Below are 21,780 nucleotides of genomic sequence, written 5' to 3'. Positions count from 1 at the left end.
CAATGGCTGACACGGGACAGCCACCGCTGCGAGTCGCGGTCGTCGGCGCCTCCGCCGGTCTGGGCCGATGCATCGGCACCGGGCTCGCCCAGCGGGGCGCGCACGTCGCGCTGCTGGCGCGCCGATACGACAGGTTGGTCGACGCCGCCAGGGACGCCGGTAACGGTGCGGTGGCCGTCGCCTGCGACGTCACCGTGACCGACGCTTGCCAAAAGGCCATGTCCGAGGCGGCCGACGCGCTCGGCGGCCTCGACGCCCTGGTGTACACGACCGGCATGGGCGTGCTGGCGCCACTGCGTGAGGTGACCGCACAACAATGGGCGCAGTTGTTCGCGACCAATGTCACCGGCGCCTCGCTGGTCACAGCGGCCGCCGCGCCATACCTGGCCGCGGCGGCAGGATCGGCCGTGTACTTGTCGTCGCTGAGCGCCTCCTACACGACGCCGTGGCCGCTGCTCGGGTCCTACGCCGTCACCAAGGGCGCGCTGGACAAGCTCGTCGAGGCGTGGCGCATCGAACACCCGGAGATCGGTTTCACCCGTCTCGCCGTGGGCGACAGCCTCGGCGGCAGCGGCGACGCGCAGACCGAGTTCAACAAGAGCTGGGACCCCGACGCGCTGGAATCGGCCATCAAGTACTGGATGGAGAACAAGTACATGCTGGGCGGTCTCGTCGACGCCGAACACCTGACCGAAGTCGTCCATTCTGTCATCCGTTGCGGCAATAGCAGTTTCATTCCCTCTCTCACACTGGCCCCGCGCGCCTCCGACGCAGTGAAGGAACTTCGGCAATGGTGAACCACGAATCCCGAATGCTCATCGACGGCAAGCTCGTCGAGTCCGAGACCGGACGGCAGTTCAACAACATCAACCCGGCGACGGAAGAGGTCCTCGGCGCCACCAGCGACGGGACCCGCGCCGACATGGAACGCGCCATCGCCGCCGCGCGGCATGCGTTCGACAACACCGAGTGGTCACGCAGCGGCGATGCGCGCGCCGCCGGACTGCGGCAATTGCAGGCAGCGCTCGAGGCGGAACGTGAGGAGCTGCGCACCGAGCTCGTCGCCGAAGTGGGCTGCCCCGTGCTGTCCACCTACGGGCCGCAACTCGACGTGCCCCTCAACGAGGCGTTGACCTGGCCCGCCGACATGATCGGCGAATTCGCCTGGAAGCGTCCGCTTCCCGACAAGGACGCGTTCGGCATGGGCAGCCTCACGGCCCGCGAGGTCTGGAAAGAACCGGTCGGCGTCGTCGGTGTCATCACCCCGTGGAACTTCCCCTTCGAGATCGTCCTCAACAAGATCGGCCCCATCCTGGCGATGGGCAACACCTGCGTGCTCAAGCCCGCCCCGGACACGCCGTGGAACGCCACCAGGATCGGCCGGATCATCGCCGAACACACCGACATCCCGCCCGGGGTGATCAACATCGTCCCCTCCTCTGAGCACCTTGTCGGGGAGGTGATTTCGACGTCGCCGTTGGTCGACATGGTGGCATTCACCGGATCGACGGCCACCGGCAGGCGCGTCATGGCCGCCGCTGCCGAGACCGTCAAACCCACCTTCCTCGAACTCGGCGGCAAGTCCGTGTACACGGTGCTGGACGAAGACGGTGACATCAGCGGCGCGGTCGGCGGCAGCGCGTTCATCTGCATGCACGCCGGGCAGGGCTGCGCGATGCCCACCCGCCTTCTGGTGCCGAGCTCTCGTTACGACGAAGCGGTCGAAATCGTCAAGGCCGCCATGGAAAAGAACAAATACGGCGACCCGACCGATCCCTCGGTGCTGCAGGGGCCCGTGGTGTCCAAGAAGCAGCATGACCGGGTCCTGGGATACATCGAGAAGGGCAAGCAGGAAGGCGCCCGACTGGTCACCGGCGGCGGGATCCCCAAGCACCTGCCGAAGGGCTATTTTGTCGAGCCGACCGTGTTCGCGAGTGTCGACAACAAGATGACCATCGCGCAGGAGGAGATCTTCGGGCCGGTGCTTTCGGTCATCGGATTCGACGGCGACGACGACGCCGTGCGGATCGCCAACGAATCGATCTACGGCCTGTCGGGCATGGTGTTCGCCAACGACCTCGACCGCGCCAAATCCGTGGCGAGTCGGATCCGAACCGGCACGCTCGGCATCAATGGCGGGCTCTGGTATGGCGCAGACGCGCCTTTCGGCGGCTACAAACAGTCGGGCGTCGGCCGGCAATGCGGCATCGAGGGACTCGAGATCTTCACCGAGACAAAGACTGTCGGCTGGCCGGCTTCATGACCGGAGCCCGCCCGAACGAAAGAGAAGCGATGAAGTCCAAAGCAGCGGTGTTGCGCGGTGTCGGTGTGGACTGGGAAGTCACCGAAGTAGAGCTCGATCCGCCGCACGCGGGCGAAGTGCTGGTCAAAATGGCCTATGCGGGGATCTGTCACTCCGACGAACACTTCTATACCGGCGACAGTGTGCCGACCGCGGAGATGGAGGAGATGATGCGGGCGTCGGGCCTTCCGGTGCCCGAATGGTTTCCCATGCTCGGCGGGCACGAGGGTTCCGGCGTCGTCGAAGCGGTCGGGCCCGGGGTGACGACGCTGAAGCCCGGTGACCACGTGGCGGTCTCGTTCCTGCCCGCCTGTGGCAACTGCCGATGGTGTGCCAGCGGCTACACCTACCTGTGCGACGTGGGCGCTGACATCTATAGCAAGGCGATGACCACCGACGGCACCCGCCGTCGCCACCTCGGCGACGAAGACCTGATGGCCATGATGCAGGTCGGCACTTTCTCCGAGTACGTGGTGGCCTCCGAACGCTCGCTGGTCAAAGTCCACGACTGGATCCCCCTCGAGGCCGCCTCGCTGGTGTCCTGCGGGGTGACGACGGGATTCGGGTCGGGATCGGTGGCGGCAGGCACGCAACCCGGCGATACCGTCGTCGTAGTCGGTGTCGGCGGAATCGGCATGAACGCGGTGCAGGGCGCGAAAGTCGCCGGCGCCAAGCACATCGTGGCGGTCGACCCCAATGAGTTCAAACGTGAGATCGCACCGACGTTCGGCGCCACCCATACCGCTGCCGACACCGGTGCCGCAACGGATCTGGTCAAGGAGATCACCTGGGGCGTGATGGCCGACCGGGTCGTTCTCACACCCGGGGTCGTGCCCGGCGACATGATATTCACCGCGATGATGTTGTTGCGCAAGGGCGGAACCTGTGTGCTGACCGGGATGCCGAAGATCACCGACCTGATGGTGCCGATCGTCCTCACTGACATGGTCAGTTCGTGCAAGACGTTCAAAGGCGTGCTCTACGGCGAGCTGAACCCGCGCGAGGCCATGCCGAAACTCTTGGCGATGTACGAGGCGGGCCTGATCAAGCTCGACGAGCTGGTCACGCAGAAATACAAGCTCGACGACATCAACGAGGCCATGAAAGACCTTCGCGCCGGCAAGAACATCCGCGGCGTCATCGCTTTCGAATAGCGTCGCGACGTCAGGTTGCGCGCTGCAACACCATGACACCCGACGGAACTCGCCCACCGGTACTGACGACGGCGGTGCGGGCGTCGTTGACCTGACGGCTACCCGCTGGGGACAGGCCGCAAGACCGCGGACTGCAGTCAAATCGAAGCGCTGCCATCCCAAAACGGGCTTAGCCCAGCCCATTCACGATTGGTGATGTGGTGTTCGAGTGCGCGCGTCGCGCCGGTGAGCGGATGGTCATCACCGAGCAGGCGCACGCAGTCGTCGATGAGTTTTCGGGCGCGTTGTCCGGCGGGGTCGAATTCGTGGCCTTGCCACAACCACCAGGCAAGGTAATACCGCCATTGCAAGGTTTCGATGTCGTCGTTGCCGCGGGTTCGCGCGGTAACCGCAAGCGCCTTTTTGACCGCGGTCGCGTGCTCCATCAGATCGGCCCGTTCGGAGCGTTGTTCGTCGGCGTCTTCGGCGACCTTGTCTTGGGCGTCTTCGTCGAGGTTGCCCGGGTTCATCCAATCCCGCCCGGGCATGACATCGATGCCACGGTCCTCAGATTCGGCATCGACGTATAGATCAAAGGCAATGTTGCGGATCTCGTTGAGGCTGTCTTCCCATTCAGCACGGGCCGCGGCGAGCGCTTGGACGGCGCCGAGGCTTACCGGGTGCTGCTCGCCGAAGACACGCGCGAGATCCTCGGCGATGACTTCCCATTCGGAGATTCGCTCGATTTCGTTGAACGTCTCCGGTGTCCACCTAGCGCGGTTGTAGCGGGCGACCAGGGTGTGTTCGTGGTCGTGGCCGACCGCGTTTTGCAGGGCCACGATCAGCTCGTCGAACTCTTTCAGAGTGTGATCGTTGCACCCCTGGGCCTCACACATCCAACTCAACCGCGATAGCTGTGCGGCCAACGTGTCAGGATGATGTTCTCCCAGGAGTCGTCGGCGGTAGCCCACAACAACTAGCGCATCGGCACTGGCGCCGAAGGGGTCACCCAGCGCGTGGCGGGCTACCGCCACGCCGTAGGCCGCGGACAGCGTCAACTCATGACGAGGGCCGAATGCCCTTGTTTCGGCGCCACATAATTGCACCCAACGCACCAGGCGCCCGGCGGGATCATCGCTGCCGTCCAAACCCGCAGCCAACGTGTGCGCGGCCCACAACGTGTCCGGGTGTTCAGCGCCGAGCACGCGGATCATCACCGGGACGAGCTCGCGCAGCTCCTCGAGTGCCCCCGCGTCGCCGCGCACGTAGTGCCAAATCCCGACCAACCCGGCCACCGGGAGGGTGGAGGGGTGTTCAGCGCCCAATGTTTCGCGCCGCCCCGCCAGCACGATGTCGGCGTCCCGCACCGCGCCGAGACTGTCGCCGGCGCTCCAGCGCGCGGATGCAAGAGCGAGCAGCGCAGTCAGAGTCAACTCATGGTTGGGCCCCCACTCGTCATGAGTGGACTGCCAGTTGGTGATAGCTTGCGCGACTAGGTCATCGGCAGATTGGTCCGGCGCGTCAGACATGTGCGCTCACTTTCGTTCCGCCCGGCAAGCCTTCGAGCGTTTCGACCGCCCGGTCCCCTCGTGCGGCGGGTGTGTTTGCCGAAGTCCCATGTCCGCGATCGTAGTCGGGACCGAGGCCGAAGACTCTCGGTGCTGCTGAAGCTCGGCCAGCTAACAGTTGTAGGTTCTCAAACTCCGTGTCATACCGCGGTTGCTCTGAACTGCGGCGCTTCCGACTATCTCAAGTGATGTCATCTGCCATCTTTCTCAAATTCGTGTCCTTTCTTCAGACGTCGAATGTGGGCCGCTTCGCCAAGCTCTGGATCGGCGCGGCCGTGTCAGCATGAAGACCAATGCGTCACGTGAGAGCAACTAGGAAGTGCGCAGTTCAGTGCAGAAGCTGACAAGCGCCCCTCCGCGCTGCCCCACGTTAGATGAAACACGTTGTCCAAGAGTATGTTCAGCCCCCAACGCCAGTAACATCGACAAGCGATCTCGCTGCTATTGTGTGCTCGACACCCTGGCGAGCGCATGCGGGTTGCGGCCGCGGGCGCGCCCAGGACTGTGCTCAGCCGGTCCGTGCTAGCCCGTGCTCGGCTTTGAGAATGTCGCTTGCACGCTCTCCAATCACTACACAGGGAGCCATCGTGTTGCCGGTGGTGATGCGCGGCATAATCGAGCCGTCGGCGATTCGAAGTCCCTCTACCCCATAGACTCTAAGATTTGCATCCACCACCGACATGGCGTCTCGACCCATTTTCGCCGTGCAGGATTGATGCCAGAAGGTTTCAGTCCCGTCGCGGATGAACCGCTCAAGCTCATGGTTGGCCAGATCGCCGGGCATCACCTCGCGTTTGTTGAAGCGTTGCACCGGAACCGAGTTACCGACTTCGCGGCACAGCTTAACGGCGGCTAGCGCGGCCTTGAAGTCCTCTTCGTGCGCCAACCTGTTGTCCTCGATCGCCACCGGGTGGGCCGGATCCGGGCCGGTTAGGCGGACCCGCCCGCGGCTCTTTGGTCGGAGCACGCCAGCACACGCCGTCCAACCGTGCTCCGGTAGTCCATAGACGGCGATATTTTCTGCGCTGGACAAGGGCAATTCCGCAACGCATATCTGCAGATCGGGAGCCTCGAGTACAAGGTCGCTTTTGGAAAGGACCATCACTTCTGCCCCGTTGTTGTGCGGCTCGAGCGGCTCGCGGTACTCCCATACGCAGTCGATACGCGGGTGGTCTTGAAAGTTTCGTCCCACGCCGGGAAGGTGGGACACAACGGGTATGGCGAAGCGGCGCAGCTCATCAGCGTCGCCGATGCCTGACTGCATAAGTACTTTTGGCGTGTTGATCGCACCAAGGGAAATGACCACCTCGCTCATCGCGGAAACGTTGTAATTCGTCCCACCGCAGTAGAACTCCACTGCGGTCACCCGCTTGTCCTTAAAGAGCAGTCGTGTCACCGTCGCACCGGTGAGAACTGAAAGGTTCGACCGTTGTAGAAGCGGATAGACGTAGCCGCGAAACGTCGACTGCCGCATCTCATTGCGTAGTCGGAGATCAATGAGAGAGGCACCGCCCTCGGCCACCATCATGGCGCTGTTGTTGCTTGGGTAGCTAGGGATTCCCACCGAGCGTGCGCCCTCAACGATCGCCGCGGCCAGCGGATTGGGTTCGCGCGCGGGTGCGTTGAAGAGCGGGCCGCCGACACCGCGGTCGGGGTCGGCGGGCCCGTGCCAGTCTTCGATCCGACGATAGATTTCAAGCACCGACTCATACCCCCAGGATTCGTCGCCCGCCTCGGCGGCAAAGTAGTCCCAGTCGCTGCGGTGCCCGCGTGCCCATGCCATCACGTTGATGCTGGACCCCCCACCGAGCACTTTGCCCATGGAGTGCGAGATCGATCTCCCGTTGAGGTGAGCATTCGGCTCCGAGACGAACCCCCAGTCGCGCTCGCTACCTAGGTTGTGCGGCCATTGCAAGGGATTTTGGACGGCCGGGACGTCGTCGGTACCGCCGGCCTCCAGCAAGAGCACGGTGACATCCGGGTCTTCGGCGAGTCGCCCTGCCACCACTGATCCCGATGAGCCTGACCCGCACACCACAAAGTCGTAGTGTGGCGCAATCTCAGATAGCAGCATGCGTGTTCTCCAGCTCGGGGGGCTCGTCACGCGATGAGGCGGGCAGCGTGATGCCGACCGCTGCGTTTTGTTCCGGTGTTGCCAGCAGGTACCCGTAACGTTCCGCTATCTCGAGGAAGCGACCGACCTCGTGGGCAGTCGGTGGCGGGGAACCCGCGGGCCGCCCGACTTCGCGGAAGAACGTGCCCATGCGTGGCGTGGTTACTATCAGGACGACGGCGGGTTCTTCCAAGGCGTTTCGAATGGCGTGTGGAACGTCGCCCGGCAACCGGACATAATCCCCGGCGCAGGCGTCGTGCCATTGCGGGCCGCGGTCGCCTTGGACCAGGATTTGGTGCGCGCCGGCCAGGATGTAGAAATGCTCAAAATCGTCGTGGCTGTGCAGCGGCACCGTCGCCCCGGCGGGGATGACCGCGCGCATGACGCATACCTGCTCGTCGTCTTCCGGCGTCAGGAACTCGACGATGGGTCCAAAAACCTCCAACGCTCCCATGTCTTCCTTTCTATTACTGCTATTTGGTTCTATTACTTGCTATTTGGGCCAGGCGGTGCCGAGCGTGCCGCACTGGCGTGGTTGCCCGATCCGGTCGACCGGCTGAAGACAGCGCTTCCGCGTCATGCTTGCCTTGGCGATGCAGCCAACTATGTGCGGGCGGATCAGCGCTGAGGGGCCGTCCAGCATCTGCACCACCCGGAAGAATTGCTGCGCTACAAGCGAATCCGTCTCGGCTGCGGTGAGAACCCGGTCCATGTAGGAGTTCATGACGCGAACGGACAGCGGCCGTCTGCCGGGGACCTGCGGGAGCATCAGATCTGAGCCGACCGCCGTGCGCCAAGCCACGCGAATCTTTTTGGACGACTTGCCGTAGAACCGTCCCGGCAGGTTACGGTCTCCTCGGCGCAGACAGTCACGTAGCACCTCGGCTTCGAGGGCGGCGACGGTCATGCCTTGACCGTAAATGGGGTTGAACGAACAGATTGCGTCCGCGAACACGAGTAACCCCGCTGGCAGTCGGGCCAGCTTGTCATAGCGTCGCCACCGGTTGGACGGAATTCGATACTGCGCGAGGTCGCCAAGGATCTCAGCCGACTGCAGGGCTGCGGTGATGTGGGAAGGAGCAAGTGTGGCGGCGAGGTCGAGCAATTCGGTCACGTCAGCCGGCGGATCTTGGCCGCCGACGCCGCCGCCGAGCACCAGATACATATCGTTCTCGCAGGCGAACATGGCAAACATCGTCGGGCGGGACGAAATGGGATAGTTGGTCACCACGAGTTCGTGCAGCGTTCCGCGCGGAATACGCACGGGCACAGTGGCGTATGCGATTCGTACCTCGATCTCGTCTTCCCGGGGCCGGCGGTATCCGAGTTCTTCCAGGAATACCGGTGCGCGGGACCCCCGCCCGGTCGCGTCGACAACGAGATCCGCGGCGATCACGGTTTCGTCTGTGCCACCACGCTTTTGGACGCGCGCGCCGGTGATACGGGCACGATCGGTGTCGGCTGTTAAGCCCACGAAGTCGTGCTCTTCAAGAAACTCGATGTTCGGTATTTTGCGCACTGCACGGCGTACCGCGTGCTCGAGAAGCGGTCGGCTCAGGTGATAGTCCGTCAACGATGCGGGGTCGGGAATTGACGAGCGCACCATTAGATGGCCCGCGAACTTCGACCAGAATCTCGACATGTCGCCGTCGTCCCACCTAATGGCGCCATCGGCTGTCAGCTGATCGAATATGCCGGGAAACAGGTTGCCGATTATTTCCACGGCCCTGCCCAACAGCGCGTGCGGATGTCGTCCCTGCGGCACGCCACGCCGGTTTACCGGAACGTCGGGCAGGACGTCACGTTCCACCACGGTGACCCGCTGGTAGAAGTCGGCCAGGACTCGTGCGGCCAGCAGGCCGCCCATACTTGCCCCCAAGACGACGGCGGTGTTCCGATCCGCGTGTGTCATCGGCCCCTCCTAGGCTCTCGCGATTTTCGAACGGCTGGTGGTCGACTCACTGTCAGTCCCTGAGCCGCAAGCATTCAGGCGGCCATGATTGCTTCGGCCACTTCGTCTGGGTGGGTCAGCATGCTCAGATGGGTTCCTGGAACGTAGACGGGTTCGACGCCGAGTCGGGACGCAAATTCCGCCGCCGACCATTGGGGTGCGCAATCGTCTTCGCTGGCGATGTAGGCGGTAGGCACAGTCAGAGCTGCGGGATCGACATGCAAAGCGTCTAGGAAGTAACCGCCGGGCTGCGGTGTCAGGAGATCGGCCACCATCCGCTGCAGTATCGGCGCGGTGTCCTGCATGAACAGCTCTTCAACGTAGGCCAGAGTCGGTGCAATCGCGCCATCAGGCGAATCGTTGATCAAATGCAGCAGTAAGTCGCGGCCGGCGGGTGGGTGATCGTCAACCAGCGACTTGCCGCACACCGGCACTAGCGCGTTGAAGTAAATGACCTTGCTGACTTGTTCCGCGAGGAGTGCAGCCGCGCCCGTGGCGGGATAGCCGCCCCAACTGTGCGCAACCAGGATGACGTCAAGTTCGAGCCCGCGTACTTGGCTGACGACGTAGTCCACCGCGTCGGTGAGCCGATAACCCGACGGATCCTCACCGTCGTTGAGACCCGGCAGAGTCAATGCGATCGAGCGATGGCCTGCAGCGCGAAGCCGCTTGGCCACTGGCCACCAACACCAGGCTGCATGCCAGCCGCCCGGGATGAGCACGTATGTCGGGACAGGTCTCACGTTATCTCCTAGAGAGTCGTGCAGCTGCGAAGTAGTTATCCCTATCCGGCTGGCTGATTTCCAAGTCGCTGCCGCCGGCGCGGAGGGGGCTGCTCGGGCATCAGCGGCGCCCGTCGTCCGAGACGCGAATTTGTTGTTGCGGGTGATGGTTTCGGCCGAGACCTACGCTGATGATCATTGCGATCATGGGGTTTAGAGGTCGCCACCGCTTTGTTTCGTCAAGGCCGGTGGGCGGTGAGTAGCAACGCCGGCAGCTTTTCGTATCCGTCGGCGTCCAAATCGAACCTGGGGCTTGAACGGGTTTGTGGCGCATAGGCGTGAATGAACGCCGGCCGGATCTCATCGATGGTCCAATGCCTGCCTACTGCGTCGCCCAGTTCGTTTCTCGTGACTACGTTGGGAATCGGATATCCGGGATCTTCGGGGAACGCCGCCTGGGTGAATGTCAGGATGTACAGCGAGGCGCCAGGCGCGGACGCCCGGCGTATCGAATTCAAGTAGTCGTCGCGCTTCGTTACCGGAAGTGCATGAAACAGCGCGCTGTCGACGACGGTCGCGAACCGATCTTCGTAACCAGTAAGGGACGTGATGTCGGACGACACGAACGTTGCGTTGGGCAGCCGTCGGCGGCGGCGCTCCTCGACTGCCGCGTCTATCGCAATCACACTTCGGTCGATTCCGACGACGGTGTAGCCCAACGCCGCCAAAACAAGCGAAGTGTCACCGTAGCCGCAGCCGGCGTCGAGCACATCGCTGCGAAACATCCCTTGACTGATGAGGTCGGCGATCTGTGGTTGCGGTCGACCGATGCCCCATGGCGGCAGGCCACTGAAGATCCCGTTCTCGTGGTAGGCGTCGTCCCAATCCATCAGTTCTGCCATCGAATCCTCCTATGCGCACCGCTGCCCGCTGGCCAGGCGACGAATCCTCACCACCCGATGCTGACGCGGCACGCGACCGGTAGCCAGAGCCGTCTTTTCCTGGTATTGGCAATCACAGGTTCCCCACGAAGCCACTGAAGCCGCGCTGAGACAACGCCATACGTCCACCGTTCTGTGAACCAAACTTCAGTGAGTGACGCAACCACTCCTATGGCTGCGCTCGACCCACAACCCAAAGGGCCGCATCCCCATTAGCGGTGCGGATGACAACGCACGGAGCCGGGTGACCGGCTACCCCGAATGCACGAGACTGGAGAGCAGACGCAAGCTTTCCTCCGAACGCGTGCCAGGTTCGGCGTAGTAGGCAATCATCGTCTGCCTCATGTCGGGCAGCATGAATACTCGGTAACACAGCGTGAGCGGCCCAACTCTGGGGTGGTAGAACGGAGCTGGCCCGCTCGTCTTTTGCTTGACCTCTTGGCGCGCCCACAAGCTGCGAAACCGTGGGCTAGCGTCGCTGAGCTCGTTGATGAGCGATACCAGTTCGGGGTCGTTTGAGCGGTCTTCGGCGAAGTTGAACCGAAGCCATGACACGAGCATCTCGGTTACCTCGTCCCAGTTGCGCACCCAAGCGGGAAAGTCCGAGTCCAAAAACGCCGTCCGCAGCTGGTTGAATCCCGGTGCGAAATAAGGCAACAGCGCTTGAGCCATCGAGTTGGCCGCTAAAACGTTCATGTGCCGGTCCTGAACATATGCGGGAATCAATTGCCAATTGTCAATCAATGTCCGCAGGCCGAGATCAACTTTCTCAACCGGCGCGGCCGAACCGGAACGGCGTGGTAAAGCAGGCCGAGCCAAGTTGCGCATGTACTCGGCCGCGTCATCATCGAGTTGTAGCGCGCCGGCCAAAGCCGCGAGTACCTGATCAGAGGGCTGAGTCGTTCGGCCTTGCTCAAGCCGCAGATAGTAGTCGGCGCTTATGCCCGCAAGCATCGCCACTTCCTCACGACGCAAACCCGCCACCCGGCGACGCCCGCTGTCGGCAAGGCCGACATCAGCAGGCTTCAACCGTTCTCGACGGGCCCGAAGAAACGCCGCCAGCGGTTCACGATCAGGCATGAGAAAACAATAGCGCCGCCACGACGGGCCCCCCAGTACCAGGCAAAGCAACACTGCTGCGCCTCCCTTCACCAGCGCCGGCGCCTGCCCCGGAAATGGATCGCCAGGCGGTCGCGGCGCCCGCATCGCCCATCGGATCTTGATCGGCCGCGGCCGGGCGGATGTGGAACAGACCTGTACGGCGCTGATGGGTCCAGGCGCAGGGCACTCTCATTCGCAATCGGCTGTCGGCTACTAGCGAATCATCCGCCCTCGCGAGGTAAACCATCGCAGCGGTTCCGATTCGCGGGACGGCTCGATGCACACGAGCGCTGCCTTAGAGTCGTCGCCCTGCCACAGCATTTTTACTTCTGCGAGCTTCCGGTTGGCCGGATCGGATCGGCAAGGCGAACCCGGCCGTTCATCCCACAGAACGTGACCCGGGCGGAACAGCATGATGAGTCGTCCCTTCGCGCTTATCGGCTGCTTCCTGAAGCGTCAAGATGATCTCGACGCCCCGCACCACAGGGCCACAGTGACCACTTCCGATGAGCGGAACGGGTAGTCGTCGATATGCAAGTGTGCCAATAGCGCTCAACGGCAGCGGATCTGGCCTGCGTTGCCCTCCTAGCGCCTCCAATTTAAGATCAGCGCTTCTTCCGCCGGTTGATCCTGCCGCGGGCGACGGCTCGACCAGAGCACGATCCCAATACGACGTAGGCCTTCATCATGGTTTCTTGCACGAGGTAGCCGTAGTCATTCCCACGGTATGCTGACCGAAATATTAACCGATACAACATGTTCAATAGCGATAGCCTCCTGCGGGGATCGCGTTGACCGGCTTCACAGTCTGCAGATGTGTGGGGCTGTGACGGCGTCGTCATAGCTGACAGGCTTTCGTTGAAATGCCGCGCGGATAGCGCAGACTCTTCGCGGCGGCAATGTGCTGGGCCGATTCGAATGACGTTGGTAGTGCCAGACTTCTCTCCATAGCAGTTATCGACTCGTCCTGTCTGATCGCGGTTGCAGGCTTAACCCACCCCCCTAGTCACGGGGGCTATTTCTCAGCCGTGAGGTAGTGCACTGCGCCTGGTCCGTTCGGGCCGGCATCGATGCTTCCGGCGGGCACCCCGGCATCCAGCAGCAAGTCCGTCAAGCGATACGCGGTGGTGTGCCACCCGAGCGCTTGAAGATGTCCTTCGGCGTCGTTCTGGTCGTGGGGATAGGTGAGGTGATTGAAGTCGATGTCGAAGCCATGCTGCCTCCACTGGTCTGCGAGGCCCGTAATGATTGAGCCCACGGATCGCGATTTAGCCGGCAAATGGTCCGCGATCATCTGGCTGCCCTGTGTGCTCAGCGCGCTGATTCGGTCTAACATGTGATTCTGCGCCTCACCTGGGAGGTATCCGATCATCAATCCTTCGAGCATCCAAGCGGTCGGCTTGGCATAGTCGAATCCTTTTTGCTGCAATGTATTTGTCCAGTCATAGCGTAGATCGGCTCCTACCGTTCGCAGTTCCACAGCTGGTTTGACGCCAAGCGCAGACAGAGTCGAATCCTTGAACGCGATTACCTCAGGTTGATCGACCTCGTAGACGACCGTGCCCGTAGGCCACGTCAGCCGGTAGGCGCGCGAGTCGAGCCCGGAGGCTACTATCACCGCCTGCCGGATTCCAGTTGACAGCGAAGCAAGGAAATAGCGGTCGAAGAACCGTGTCCGAACACCGAAAAAGTCTGGAAGCCAGCCACTTCCGATGTCTGCAAATTCCACCTCGCCGCCGGCCAACCGTGCGAACAGCTCGACACCGGCCGCGCGTACCAATGGTGCAGCAAACGGATCGTTGATGATTGGATCGATTTGCCTGCTGGCAGCCGCCCTGGCGGCGGCGACCAGTGTCGCGGTCGCGCCCACGCTCGTCGCCAGATTCCAGGTGTCGTCGTTGCAACGACTCATTCATATCCTCCCGCTGTTGCAGAACGTTGTCACGTGCTTTGAAATATGTTTCCGGCGGCATTGATGAAGCTGGCCGACCGCGATGACACCGGCCACCGTCCTTTATTTGCGGCAGGCCCAGATCCACTCGGATTCATTGTGTTTCGGCGCAGCGGTCTGGCCCGAACACCGTGACGGTGCGGAAAAGTCGAGCTCCTGAGCAGCCAAGAAATCGCTCGCTGGTGCAGAGCAACGGAGGGTTGCAGACCCGCGCGATTCCGACTGGTCCATCTTGTGCGCTGTTTGCTTGCAGCGGCGAGTTGACGACTAACCGTGCCCACACCACGGGCTATCGATGCCAGGCCCCAGTGCTGCGGCAGCTCGAACGTGACGACCATGCCTAGCACCGCGCATTCGACCCACGTTGGTATGCGCTCACCATCTGCCGGCCGAAAAGCGGCGGTCATACTCGGGGGGCCGTTGACAGAGGCGCAGGCAGCTTCTCCCGTCCCTCGACGTCCGAATCGACCTGGCAACTCGGAGCGACTCGCGGAGGATACACGTGAATCAAGGCCGGCCCGACCTCGCAGGGAGTCCAATTCCCGGAAACAGGCTCGCCCAGTTCGCTTCTGGAAACTAAGCTCGGAATCGGATACCCGGGATCTTCAGAAAACGCGTCTCGCGTAAATGTCAGAATACAAGCCGGCGCCCCAGACGCCACTGCGCGCCGCATTGAATCCAGGTACTCATCGCGGCACGTTGCCGGAAGCGTATCGGACAACGCGCTGTCAAACGGCCGAAACCGAGCATCGTACCCAGTCGGGATTGTCGCGTCGGCGGACCACCAACGTCGCGTCGCACAGCCGCCGCTTGCCGCTTTCCCAGGCGCCGTAGGCTTTTGCGATCGCACTGCGATCGATTCCGACGACGGTATCATCGGCGTTCGGCGATTGGCGGCTGCGGCCCGCCGATACTCCACAGTGGCAGGCCACCAAGGGTGGCTACCTCGTGGGTAGGCAGCATCCCAATCCAGAAGTTCGGTCAACGTTCTCCTCTATAAGCAAGGGCCGATCAAATCAACACTCACCACCCATGTTTCCGCCGCGGCCGATCGCTATCCAGGTACTAGTTGTCCCAGGAATGGCCACACAGGTCTACACCGCCTGATGCACCTGAGGTCTCGCAGAATCGCAGCTTTCGTAAAAGCGCCGTGGATCCCCGACATCTCAATTGAGGCCGCGACTCCCCGACGCGCCCAAAGCTGCCATTGACTAATGTCACCATTTGTTATTGACTGCGTTGTATGACGGACGGTGTTCCGGCTCGCGGGTCGCTGCGATCCCGCGGCGCGGCAGCGGTAAGTGCGTACACCCTGCGGCCGATCACCAGCGTGATCCCGCCCGAGCGAGCCTGGGGGCTGTGGCTGTCGCGTCAGATTATTGCCAGGATCATGGGAACCTTTGGCCCTTCGTTGGCGGGCACGCGGGTCGAACCGGTCGATACCCGGCTGCCCGACGGCCGCCGCGTCAAGGGCGAATGGGTCTACGGGCCGCGCACTCCCACCAGCGAAGCCGAGCGCTCGTCGACAACAGTGGGGGCCATCTACTACGTGCACGGCAGCGGGTATGCCGTGTGTTCGCCAAAGACGCACCGCCGGTTGACATCTTGGCTGTCTTCCTTGACCGGACTTCCGGTGTTCTGCGTGGACTACCGGCTGGCCCCACGTCACCGCTTCCCCACCGCGGCCGACGACGTGCGCGCGGGCTGGGACTGGCTGGTGACCGCCTGCGGTGTGCCGCCGAAACAGGTTGTGATCGCCGGAGATTCGGCCGGCGGCCACCTGTCGGTCGATCTGCTGCTACAACCCGGGATCGAGCACCCGGCCGCACAAGTGCTGTTCTCTCCCCTGTATGACCTCACCTTCGCGCTGGCGCTGGCCCGGGAACGGATTCGCCCCGACCCCGCCACCAGCGCGGCGAACGCGGTGCGGTTGGTCGGCCTCTACCACAGCGGCGTCGAGCTCACCCACCAGCGACTGACGCTCGACGTCGCGGGCGGCCCCGCGCTGCCGCCCACCCTGATCCAGGCCGGCGGCGCCGAGATGCTACGAGAGGACGCGCGCCAACTCGCCGCCGACATCCAAACCGCCGGGGGCAGGTGCGAATTGCAGGTCTGGCCGCACCAGGTGCACGTCTTCCAGGCGTTGCCACGCATGACGCCCGAGGCCGCCAAGGCCATGGCCTATGTCGCGCGTTTCATCGCCCACACCTTGCAAGACGCCCGCACCCTGGCCGAGGAGGCCCGCTGACATGCTGGACAGACTTCTCAAGAATCCCAAAATCAGCCGCAACGCGTCGGCGGTGGTGACCGGCGCCGGAAGCGGTATCGGCGCCGCTTTTGCCGTCGAACTCGGCCGTCGCGGTGGCGCGGTGGTGTGCAGCGACATCGACGAAGCCGCAGCGCAACGGACGGCCGACGCGATCACCGAGCAGGGCGGCAGAGCCATCGCAATCCGTTGCGACGTATCGCGATTCCACGAGGTGCACGCGCTGGCCGAACAGTCACAGGCCTGGTTCGCGGCGGCGCCCACGTTGGTGATCAACAACGCCGGTGTCGGCGCCGGCGGCGCCGCCATCGGCGATGCGGCGCTGGACGATTGGGCGTGGACCCTCGGCATCAACCTGTGGGGCCCGATTCACGGCTGCCATGTGTTCACCCCGATCCTGCGCAACGCCGAGCCGTCCCGCACTCCCCGGGGCATCATCAACGTGGCCTCCGCGGCGGCGTTCGGCGCCGCTCCTGGTATGGCCGCCTACAACGTGAGCAAGGCTGGCGTCCTTTCACTATCGGAGACCCTGGCCGCCGAACTCGCGGGAACACCGGTGCGGGTCACCGTGCTGTGCCCGACCTTCGTCAAGACGAACATCCTCGAGTCCGGCCGCATCAGCGAACAATCCAGCGAGCTTGCCGCCAAATTGATGCGCTGGACCGGGTTGTCCGCGGAGAAGGTCGCGCGGAGCTGCCTGGACGCGCACGATCGTGGCGAGCTGTATTGCATGCCGCAGTTCGACGCCAAAGTCGGCTGGAACATCAAACGCCTGGCCCCGCAGGCCTATACGCGTACGGCCGGCCTGCTCTCCCGCATCAACCTGCCCTGAACACCCGACGCGCAAAGGAGCTCCCGATGGCCATCGACATGGAAGCCATGCTCGCCAAGATCAAAGACCGGCAGTGGGCACTCGCCGACATCGACTGGGACGCCCCCGGCGCCGACACGATCAGCGATGAACAGCGGCCACAACTCAAGGCCTTCATGGCCGACCTGTGCTGGATCGAGAACATCGGCGCCAGGGGCTTCGCGGCGCTGGCCAAGAAGGCGCCCACACCGACCATCGCCGAGATCTACCGTTACTTCCATGCCGAGGAGCAGCGCCACGCCAACGCCGAACTGGCCCTGATGAAGCGCTGGGGCATGCTCACCGACGGCGAGATTCCCGAACCGAACGTGAACATCCGCCTGGCGATCGACTGGCTGGACCGTTGGGCCGACGACATGCCGCTGTCCCTACTCGGCACCGTCATTCCGATGCTCGAGGTCGCCCTGGACGGCGCTTTGTTGAAATTCCTCCTCGACGAGGTGCACGACCCGGTGTGCCACCAGGTTTTCGAGAAGATCAACAACGACGAATCACGCCATCTGGTCGTCGATTTCGAAGTTCTCGACATGATCGGGCACGCGAAGATCCGGCGGTTGCTGATCGACTTCGTCGGTCACAATGCCACACCGGGTCTCATCATCGGTGCGATCATGGGCGCACCGCTGATCAACAGGATCCGCAACGAGATCACCGCCATGGGTATGGAGCCCGAGCGGCTTTACCGGGCCGTGAAACGATTCAAAGAGCTTGGCGATCGCGGCGAACGTACCAGGCGGGTACCGACTTATCGTTTCCTGAGGCGCTACGCCGGAGTCGTCACGAATCCACGCCACCCGTACCACCTGCTGGCGAATTCGATGGTGTGGCTGTCCGACCGGTATCCGCGGCCCCTGCTCCCGTCGGTACCGACCTGGGTTAACGAACTCACCCACGAGCCGGCGGCGTGAGCATGGCGAACAACAACGCTGCTCATGCGGCGCTCATCATCGGGGCCGGCTTCACCGGGTTGGGCGCGGCGATCCGGTTGGCCGAAGCCGGAGTCGACGACATCGTGATACTGGAGCGCGCCGACCGCGTGGGCGGAACCTGGCGCGACACAACGTATCCGGGTGCCAGCTGTGACGTCCCGTCGCTGCTGTACTCGTACTCGTTCGTCAAAAACCCGACCTGGTCGCGAACCTACTCCCCCGCCCCGGAAATCTATCGCCACCTCGAGGACATGGCGGACCGGTTCGACATCCGCGGCCGCATCAAGTTCGGCCACGAGGTCAAGGGCTTGTCCTTCGACGAGGAAGCCGGCGTCTGGACCGCCACCACCAAGAACCGCAAGAAATTTCGGGCCCGCAGCGTCGTACTGGCATCCGGTCCGCTGTCCGATGTCAGCTTTCCCGACATCCGCGGCCTGGACAGCTACCGCGGCCACAAGATCCACAGCGCCCGCTGGGATCACGACTACGACTTCGCGGGCAAGCGCGTCGCGGTCATCGGCACTGGGGCCAGCGCCATCCAGATCATCCCCGAGCTGGTCAAGAGGGCCGAGTTCGTCAAGGTCTTTCAGCGCACGCCGTGCTGGGTCCTGCCGCGCTTGGACGCCGCCACCCCGCCCACCTTGCAATCCTTGTTCGCCAAAGTCCCTGCCACCCAACAGCTTGCGCGTCAGGCCCTCTACTGGGGCCACGAAGCCAGCGCCACGGCGCTGGTTTGGGATACGCCGCTGACATCGTTGGCCGCCCGGCTCGGGCGGGCGCACCTGCGCGCTCAGGTCAAGGATCCGTGGCTACGGCGCCAGCTGACGCCCGATTTCAGGCCGGGGTGCAAGCGCATGCTGGTATCCAGCGACTACTACCCCGCGCTGCAACGCGACAACTGCAAGCTCATCGACTGGCCGATCGCCACGTTGAGCCCGGTGGGTATCCGCACCAGCGACGGCATCGAGCACCACCTCGATTGCATCGTGTTCGCCACCGGTTACGACGTGCACCTGACCGGTCCGCCCTTCCCGGTCACCGGGCTCGGTGGGCGCTCGCTGGCCGCCGAATGGGCCGATGGCGCACAGGCTTACAAGAGCATCAACGTGCACGGTTATCCGAACCTGTTCGTCATGACCGGCCCCAACTCCGGGCCGGGGCACAACTCGCTGCTGGTCTACATCGAGGGCCAGCTGGACTACGTGGTACGCGGCATCAAAACCATCCTCGACGAGGACCTGCGCTATCTCGATGTACGCGAACAGGTCCAACGTCGCCACAACGAGGACCTGCAGCGCCGGCTGACCAAGACGACGTGGATGTCGGGTTGCCGCAGTTGGTACCTCACCAAGGACGGATTCAACGGCTCGATGTATCCCGGTTTCGCCACGCAGTATCTTCGCCAGATGAGGGATTTCCGGTATGAGGACTATCAGGCGGTGGCGCGCGCCCGGGCGCACGCCACCCGGTCCGCCTGAGATGGCGCACTGACATGGCAAGCGAGCGTGCGTCGCGGCCCGAACCCGGCACGATCGCCAGCGTGCTGCACAACGTGCGGCGCGCCCCCAAACGCGTGCGGCGCCAGTCGCGGGAGTATCGCCAACTCATCGAGTCCGCGGTGTCCCAGCTTTTCGACGCGGCGGTCCGTCACCCGCAAGGCGCCGCGAACTCCGGCGAGTACCGAATCGACGACCTGGCCCGGCTGGCCGGCACCACCACCCGCAACATCCGCGTCTACCGTGACCGCGGGCTGCTGCCGCCACCCCTACGCGTCGGACGCATCGCGCTGTTCAACGACACCCACCTGACCCGGTTGCGGCTGATCACCTCGATGCTCGACCGCGGCTACACCATCGCGCACGTCCGAGAAATGCTCAGCGCGTGGGAGGAAGGCAAGAACCTCGGCGACGTGCTGGGCCTCGAAACCGCCATCGCGGGACCGTGGACCACCGAGAAGCCGGAAACCATGCCGCTGGCCGACGCCCAGCGGCTCGTCGACGATCCGCGAGCCTTCGAGCGGCTGGTCGCGCTTCAGGTGATCCGGATCGACGGGCCCCGCGCCACGATCACCCGCCCGAAGCTGATCGACGCGTTCAACGAGATCCGCGGCTACGGCGTCGAATTGGACAAGCTCATCGACCTGCACGAGCAGATCGTCCCCGAGATCGACAAGATCAGCGACATGCTGGTGCGCGCCGGAGCCGAACACGTGCTGGAGCGCATCAGGCCCGGCGAGCCGCTGCCGGCCGACGCCGAAATCGCCGAGCTGATCACCATGCTCGTACGCTTCCGGACACAAGCGGTGGCGACGGTCACCGCCACACTCGCGTCGTCGATCGAATCCAACATCGAATCGCTGGTGAGCCGCATCTTGGCGGACTATCTCGTCGAGTCGAGTTCTTCAGCCTGAGCGGCGGTGGCATTCGGGATTGTCCTCGGCCGCCTGGCGATAAGTGCGCGAGCTAAAGCAGCCCCGTACCGGTGTCGACCGTGCAGGTTGCACACGTGAAAGTGCCCGTGCAGGCCGCGGCCGTCGGGTAAGCGAGGGCCAATACCACGGCAAGAAGGACTTTCGACTTGAGGCCAGACATGAACACTCCATCCCGTTGAAGTTGGGACAGATGCTAAGGGCAACTCTGCGAAAAAACATGAGAATGGCGGATCTTCGCTGTCAACCCTTAACTGGCCATTGAGAATTTGCGCATCGCGCGGCCATAAGCCTGCGCTTGCGCTGCACATAACGCCAATCAGTGCCCGCTCAGCGTCAGCGTTCCTTTCGTCTGAAGGACTTTGCTGGCGGTGATCTTCTCGGTCCTTCGCGCCTCGCGCTCGAGGTACCGCTGCTTGGATTCGTCGAATTTCTCGGAGGCGACCTGGAGTTCCTTGACCAAAAGGGCGAGATCGTCGCGCATCCGCGCGGCCTCACCCGTAAAGTCTTCGCGTTCAAAGATGCGCCACTTTTTCAATACGGGCATGACCACTTCGTCGAGATGGATGCGCGGGTCATAGACGCCGCCGACGGCGATGATGACCGCCTTGCGTCGAAACTCGGGCACCGTGAATCCGGGCATCTTGAAATTGCGCAGAATCCGATGCACCGACTTCATCGCCTGGTTGGGCGCGATGTCCAGGCCCGCGGCACTGACGTCCCGGTAGAAGATCATGTGCAGGTTCTCGTCGTGCGACACCCTGGCCATCAGCTGCTCGGCGATGGTGTCGTTGCTGACCTTGCCGGTGTTGCGGTGCGAGACACGGGTGGCCAATTCCTGAAACGAGACGTACATGACCGAGTCGAACAGATTCTCAGCAAACATATCGCCCTGCTGGTTTTGGCCCGGGCTGAAGCCTCTCGTCATTTGCTCAAGCCGCAGCTTTTCCAATTCCACCGGATCGACGGTGCGGGTGACGACCAGATAATCGCGCAGCGCGGTGCTGTGTCGGGCCTCCTCCGCGGTCCACCGATTCACCCACTGGCCCCACGGGCCATCCATGCTGAAGTTCATCGCGATCTCGCGGTGATACGACGGCAAATTGTCCTCAGTCAACAGGTTTTGGACCATTGCCACCTGTGCGACGTCGGGAAGATGGGTCTGGCCCGGCTCCCAATCCTGGCCGTCCAGTGCGTAGAAGTTCTTGCCGTCCGACCAGGGGACGTAATCGTGCGGGCTCCATTCCTTGAACATCGAGAGGTGACGGTTGAGCAGCCGCTCGACGACCGGCTCGAGTTCGTGAAGTAGCTGCAGGTTAGTCAGGTCCTTGGACACGGAAGCCTCCAGTTATTGTGGCGGTCTACGACGCGCGATGTATCTGTGTCATGCGGTTACATAAAGATGACACGCCACAGCCATCGCCAAATAGGGCCGAAAGTCCCCGCGGCCAAATCGTGACGAGGCGAACAGAAAGGGCCGGCTAGCAGCGCCGGTGAACCATCA

General features: G+C 63.2%; 17 protein-coding genes. 8 read left to right on the top strand and 9 right to left on the bottom strand.

Annotated elements, in window-relative coordinates; all coding sequences use genetic code 11:
- Window positions 1-2 precede the first annotated feature (2 nt).
- From G6N26_RS00410 to G6N26_RS00400, 3 genes are read left to right on the top strand one after another with little or no spacing between them, the layout of a single operon-like run.
- Window positions 3-797: an SDR family oxidoreductase gene (locus tag G6N26_RS00410; protein ID WP_067171632.1), complete on the top strand. Its 795-nt coding sequence runs from the start codon at window positions 3-5 to the stop codon at window positions 795-797.
- Window positions 791-2,263 (top strand): aldehyde dehydrogenase family protein, encoded by a 1,473-nt coding sequence (locus G6N26_RS00405; protein WP_083016292.1) that lies wholly within the window; start codon window positions 791-793, stop codon window positions 2,261-2,263. The genes G6N26_RS00410 and G6N26_RS00405 overlap by 7 nt, the downstream gene beginning before the upstream one ends.
- Window positions 2,264-2,292: 29 nt before the next feature.
- Complete coding sequence (locus G6N26_RS00400; RefSeq protein ID WP_067171624.1) at window positions 2,293-3,456, top strand: NDMA-dependent alcohol dehydrogenase; 1,164 nt, start codon at window positions 2,293-2,295, stop codon at window positions 3,454-3,456.
- Window positions 3,457-3,593: 137 nt separating this feature from the next.
- Here the strand turns inward: G6N26_RS00400 and G6N26_RS00395 are convergent, their stop codons facing one another.
- The 8 genes from G6N26_RS00395 to G6N26_RS00360 form a co-directional block, all read right to left on the bottom strand.
- A complete protein-coding gene (locus G6N26_RS00395; protein ID WP_083016289.1) occupies window positions 3,594-4,964 on the bottom strand; it encodes a hypothetical protein in 1,371 nt (456 codons plus the stop codon).
- A 547-nt stretch (window positions 4,965-5,511) separates the two neighbouring features.
- Window positions 5,512-7,077 carry a GMC family oxidoreductase gene (locus tag G6N26_RS00390; RefSeq protein WP_067171621.1) on the bottom strand — a complete coding sequence of 522 codons (1,566 nt, stop codon included), beginning with the start codon at window positions 7,075-7,077 and terminating at the stop codon, window positions 5,512-5,514.
- On the bottom strand, window positions 7,064-7,570 hold the full coding sequence (locus G6N26_RS00385; protein WP_083016285.1) for a cupin domain-containing protein: 507 nt from the start codon (window positions 7,568-7,570) through the stop codon (window positions 7,064-7,066). The genes G6N26_RS00390 and G6N26_RS00385 overlap by 14 nt, the downstream gene beginning before the upstream one ends.
- Window positions 7,571-7,609: 39 nt before the next feature.
- The gene (locus G6N26_RS00380) at window positions 7,610-9,028 is read right to left on the bottom strand and encodes an FAD-dependent oxidoreductase (RefSeq protein ID WP_163648693.1); all 1,419 of its coding nucleotides are present in this window, start codon (window positions 9,026-9,028) and stop codon (window positions 7,610-7,612) included.
- A 74-nt stretch (window positions 9,029-9,102) separates the two neighbouring features.
- Window positions 9,103-9,744, bottom strand: a complete 642-nt coding sequence (locus G6N26_RS00375) for an alpha/beta fold hydrolase (protein WP_232067515.1) — start codon at window positions 9,742-9,744, stop codon at window positions 9,103-9,105.
- A gap of 284 nt (window positions 9,745-10,028) precedes the next feature.
- Entirely contained in the window at window positions 10,029-10,691 is a 663-nt protein-coding gene (locus G6N26_RS00370; RefSeq protein ID WP_083016272.1) for a class I SAM-dependent methyltransferase, read from the bottom strand.
- Window positions 10,692-10,982: 291 nt separating this feature from the next.
- On the bottom strand, window positions 10,983-11,810 hold the full coding sequence (locus G6N26_RS00365) for a helix-turn-helix transcriptional regulator (protein ID WP_083016269.1): 828 nt from the start codon (window positions 11,808-11,810) through the stop codon (window positions 10,983-10,985).
- Window positions 11,811-12,846: 1,036 nt separating this feature from the next.
- Window positions 12,847-13,743, bottom strand: a complete 897-nt coding sequence (locus G6N26_RS00360; protein WP_083016265.1) for an SAM-dependent methyltransferase — start codon at window positions 13,741-13,743, stop codon at window positions 12,847-12,849.
- Between the two features lie 1,282 nt (window positions 13,744-15,025).
- Between G6N26_RS00360 and G6N26_RS00355 the strand changes: the two genes are divergently transcribed.
- Genes G6N26_RS00355 through G6N26_RS00335 form a run of 5 tightly spaced genes read left to right on the top strand, consistent with a single transcriptional unit; the run spans window position 15,026 to window position 20,258 of the window.
- Window positions 15,026-16,030 (top strand): alpha/beta hydrolase, encoded by a 1,005-nt coding sequence (locus G6N26_RS00355; protein ID WP_083016262.1) that lies wholly within the window; start codon window positions 15,026-15,028, stop codon window positions 16,028-16,030.
- A 1-nt stretch (window position 16,031) separates the two neighbouring features.
- Window positions 16,032-16,880, top strand: coding sequence for an SDR family NAD(P)-dependent oxidoreductase (locus tag G6N26_RS00350; RefSeq protein WP_083016259.1), 849 nt, complete (start codon window positions 16,032-16,034; stop codon window positions 16,878-16,880).
- 26 nt (window positions 16,881-16,906) lie between these two features.
- A complete protein-coding gene (locus G6N26_RS00345; RefSeq protein ID WP_067171607.1) occupies window positions 16,907-17,827 on the top strand; it encodes a reductase in 921 nt (306 codons plus the stop codon).
- Window positions 17,824-19,326 (top strand): flavin-containing monooxygenase, encoded by a 1,503-nt coding sequence (locus tag G6N26_RS00340; protein ID WP_083016256.1) that lies wholly within the window; start codon window positions 17,824-17,826, stop codon window positions 19,324-19,326. Before G6N26_RS00345 ends, G6N26_RS00340 begins: the two co-directional genes overlap by 4 nt.
- 14 nt (window positions 19,327-19,340) lie before the next feature.
- Window positions 19,341-20,258, top strand: a complete 918-nt coding sequence (locus tag G6N26_RS00335) for a MerR family transcriptional regulator (RefSeq protein ID WP_067171605.1) — start codon at window positions 19,341-19,343, stop codon at window positions 20,256-20,258.
- A 337-nt stretch (window positions 20,259-20,595) separates the two neighbouring features.
- Here G6N26_RS00335 and G6N26_RS00330 read toward each other — a convergent pair whose 3' ends face one another.
- Entirely contained in the window at window positions 20,596-21,612 is a 1,017-nt protein-coding gene (locus G6N26_RS00330; protein WP_067171603.1) for an acyl-ACP desaturase, read from the bottom strand.
- Window positions 21,613-21,780: the final 168 nt, after the last annotated feature.

The sequence above is a fragment of the Mycobacterium marseillense genome, from assembly GCF_010731675.1.
Classification (GTDB): domain Bacteria; phylum Actinomycetota; class Actinomycetes; order Mycobacteriales; family Mycobacteriaceae; genus Mycobacterium; species Mycobacterium marseillense.
This window is presented reverse-complemented; position numbering and strand designations above follow the sequence as displayed.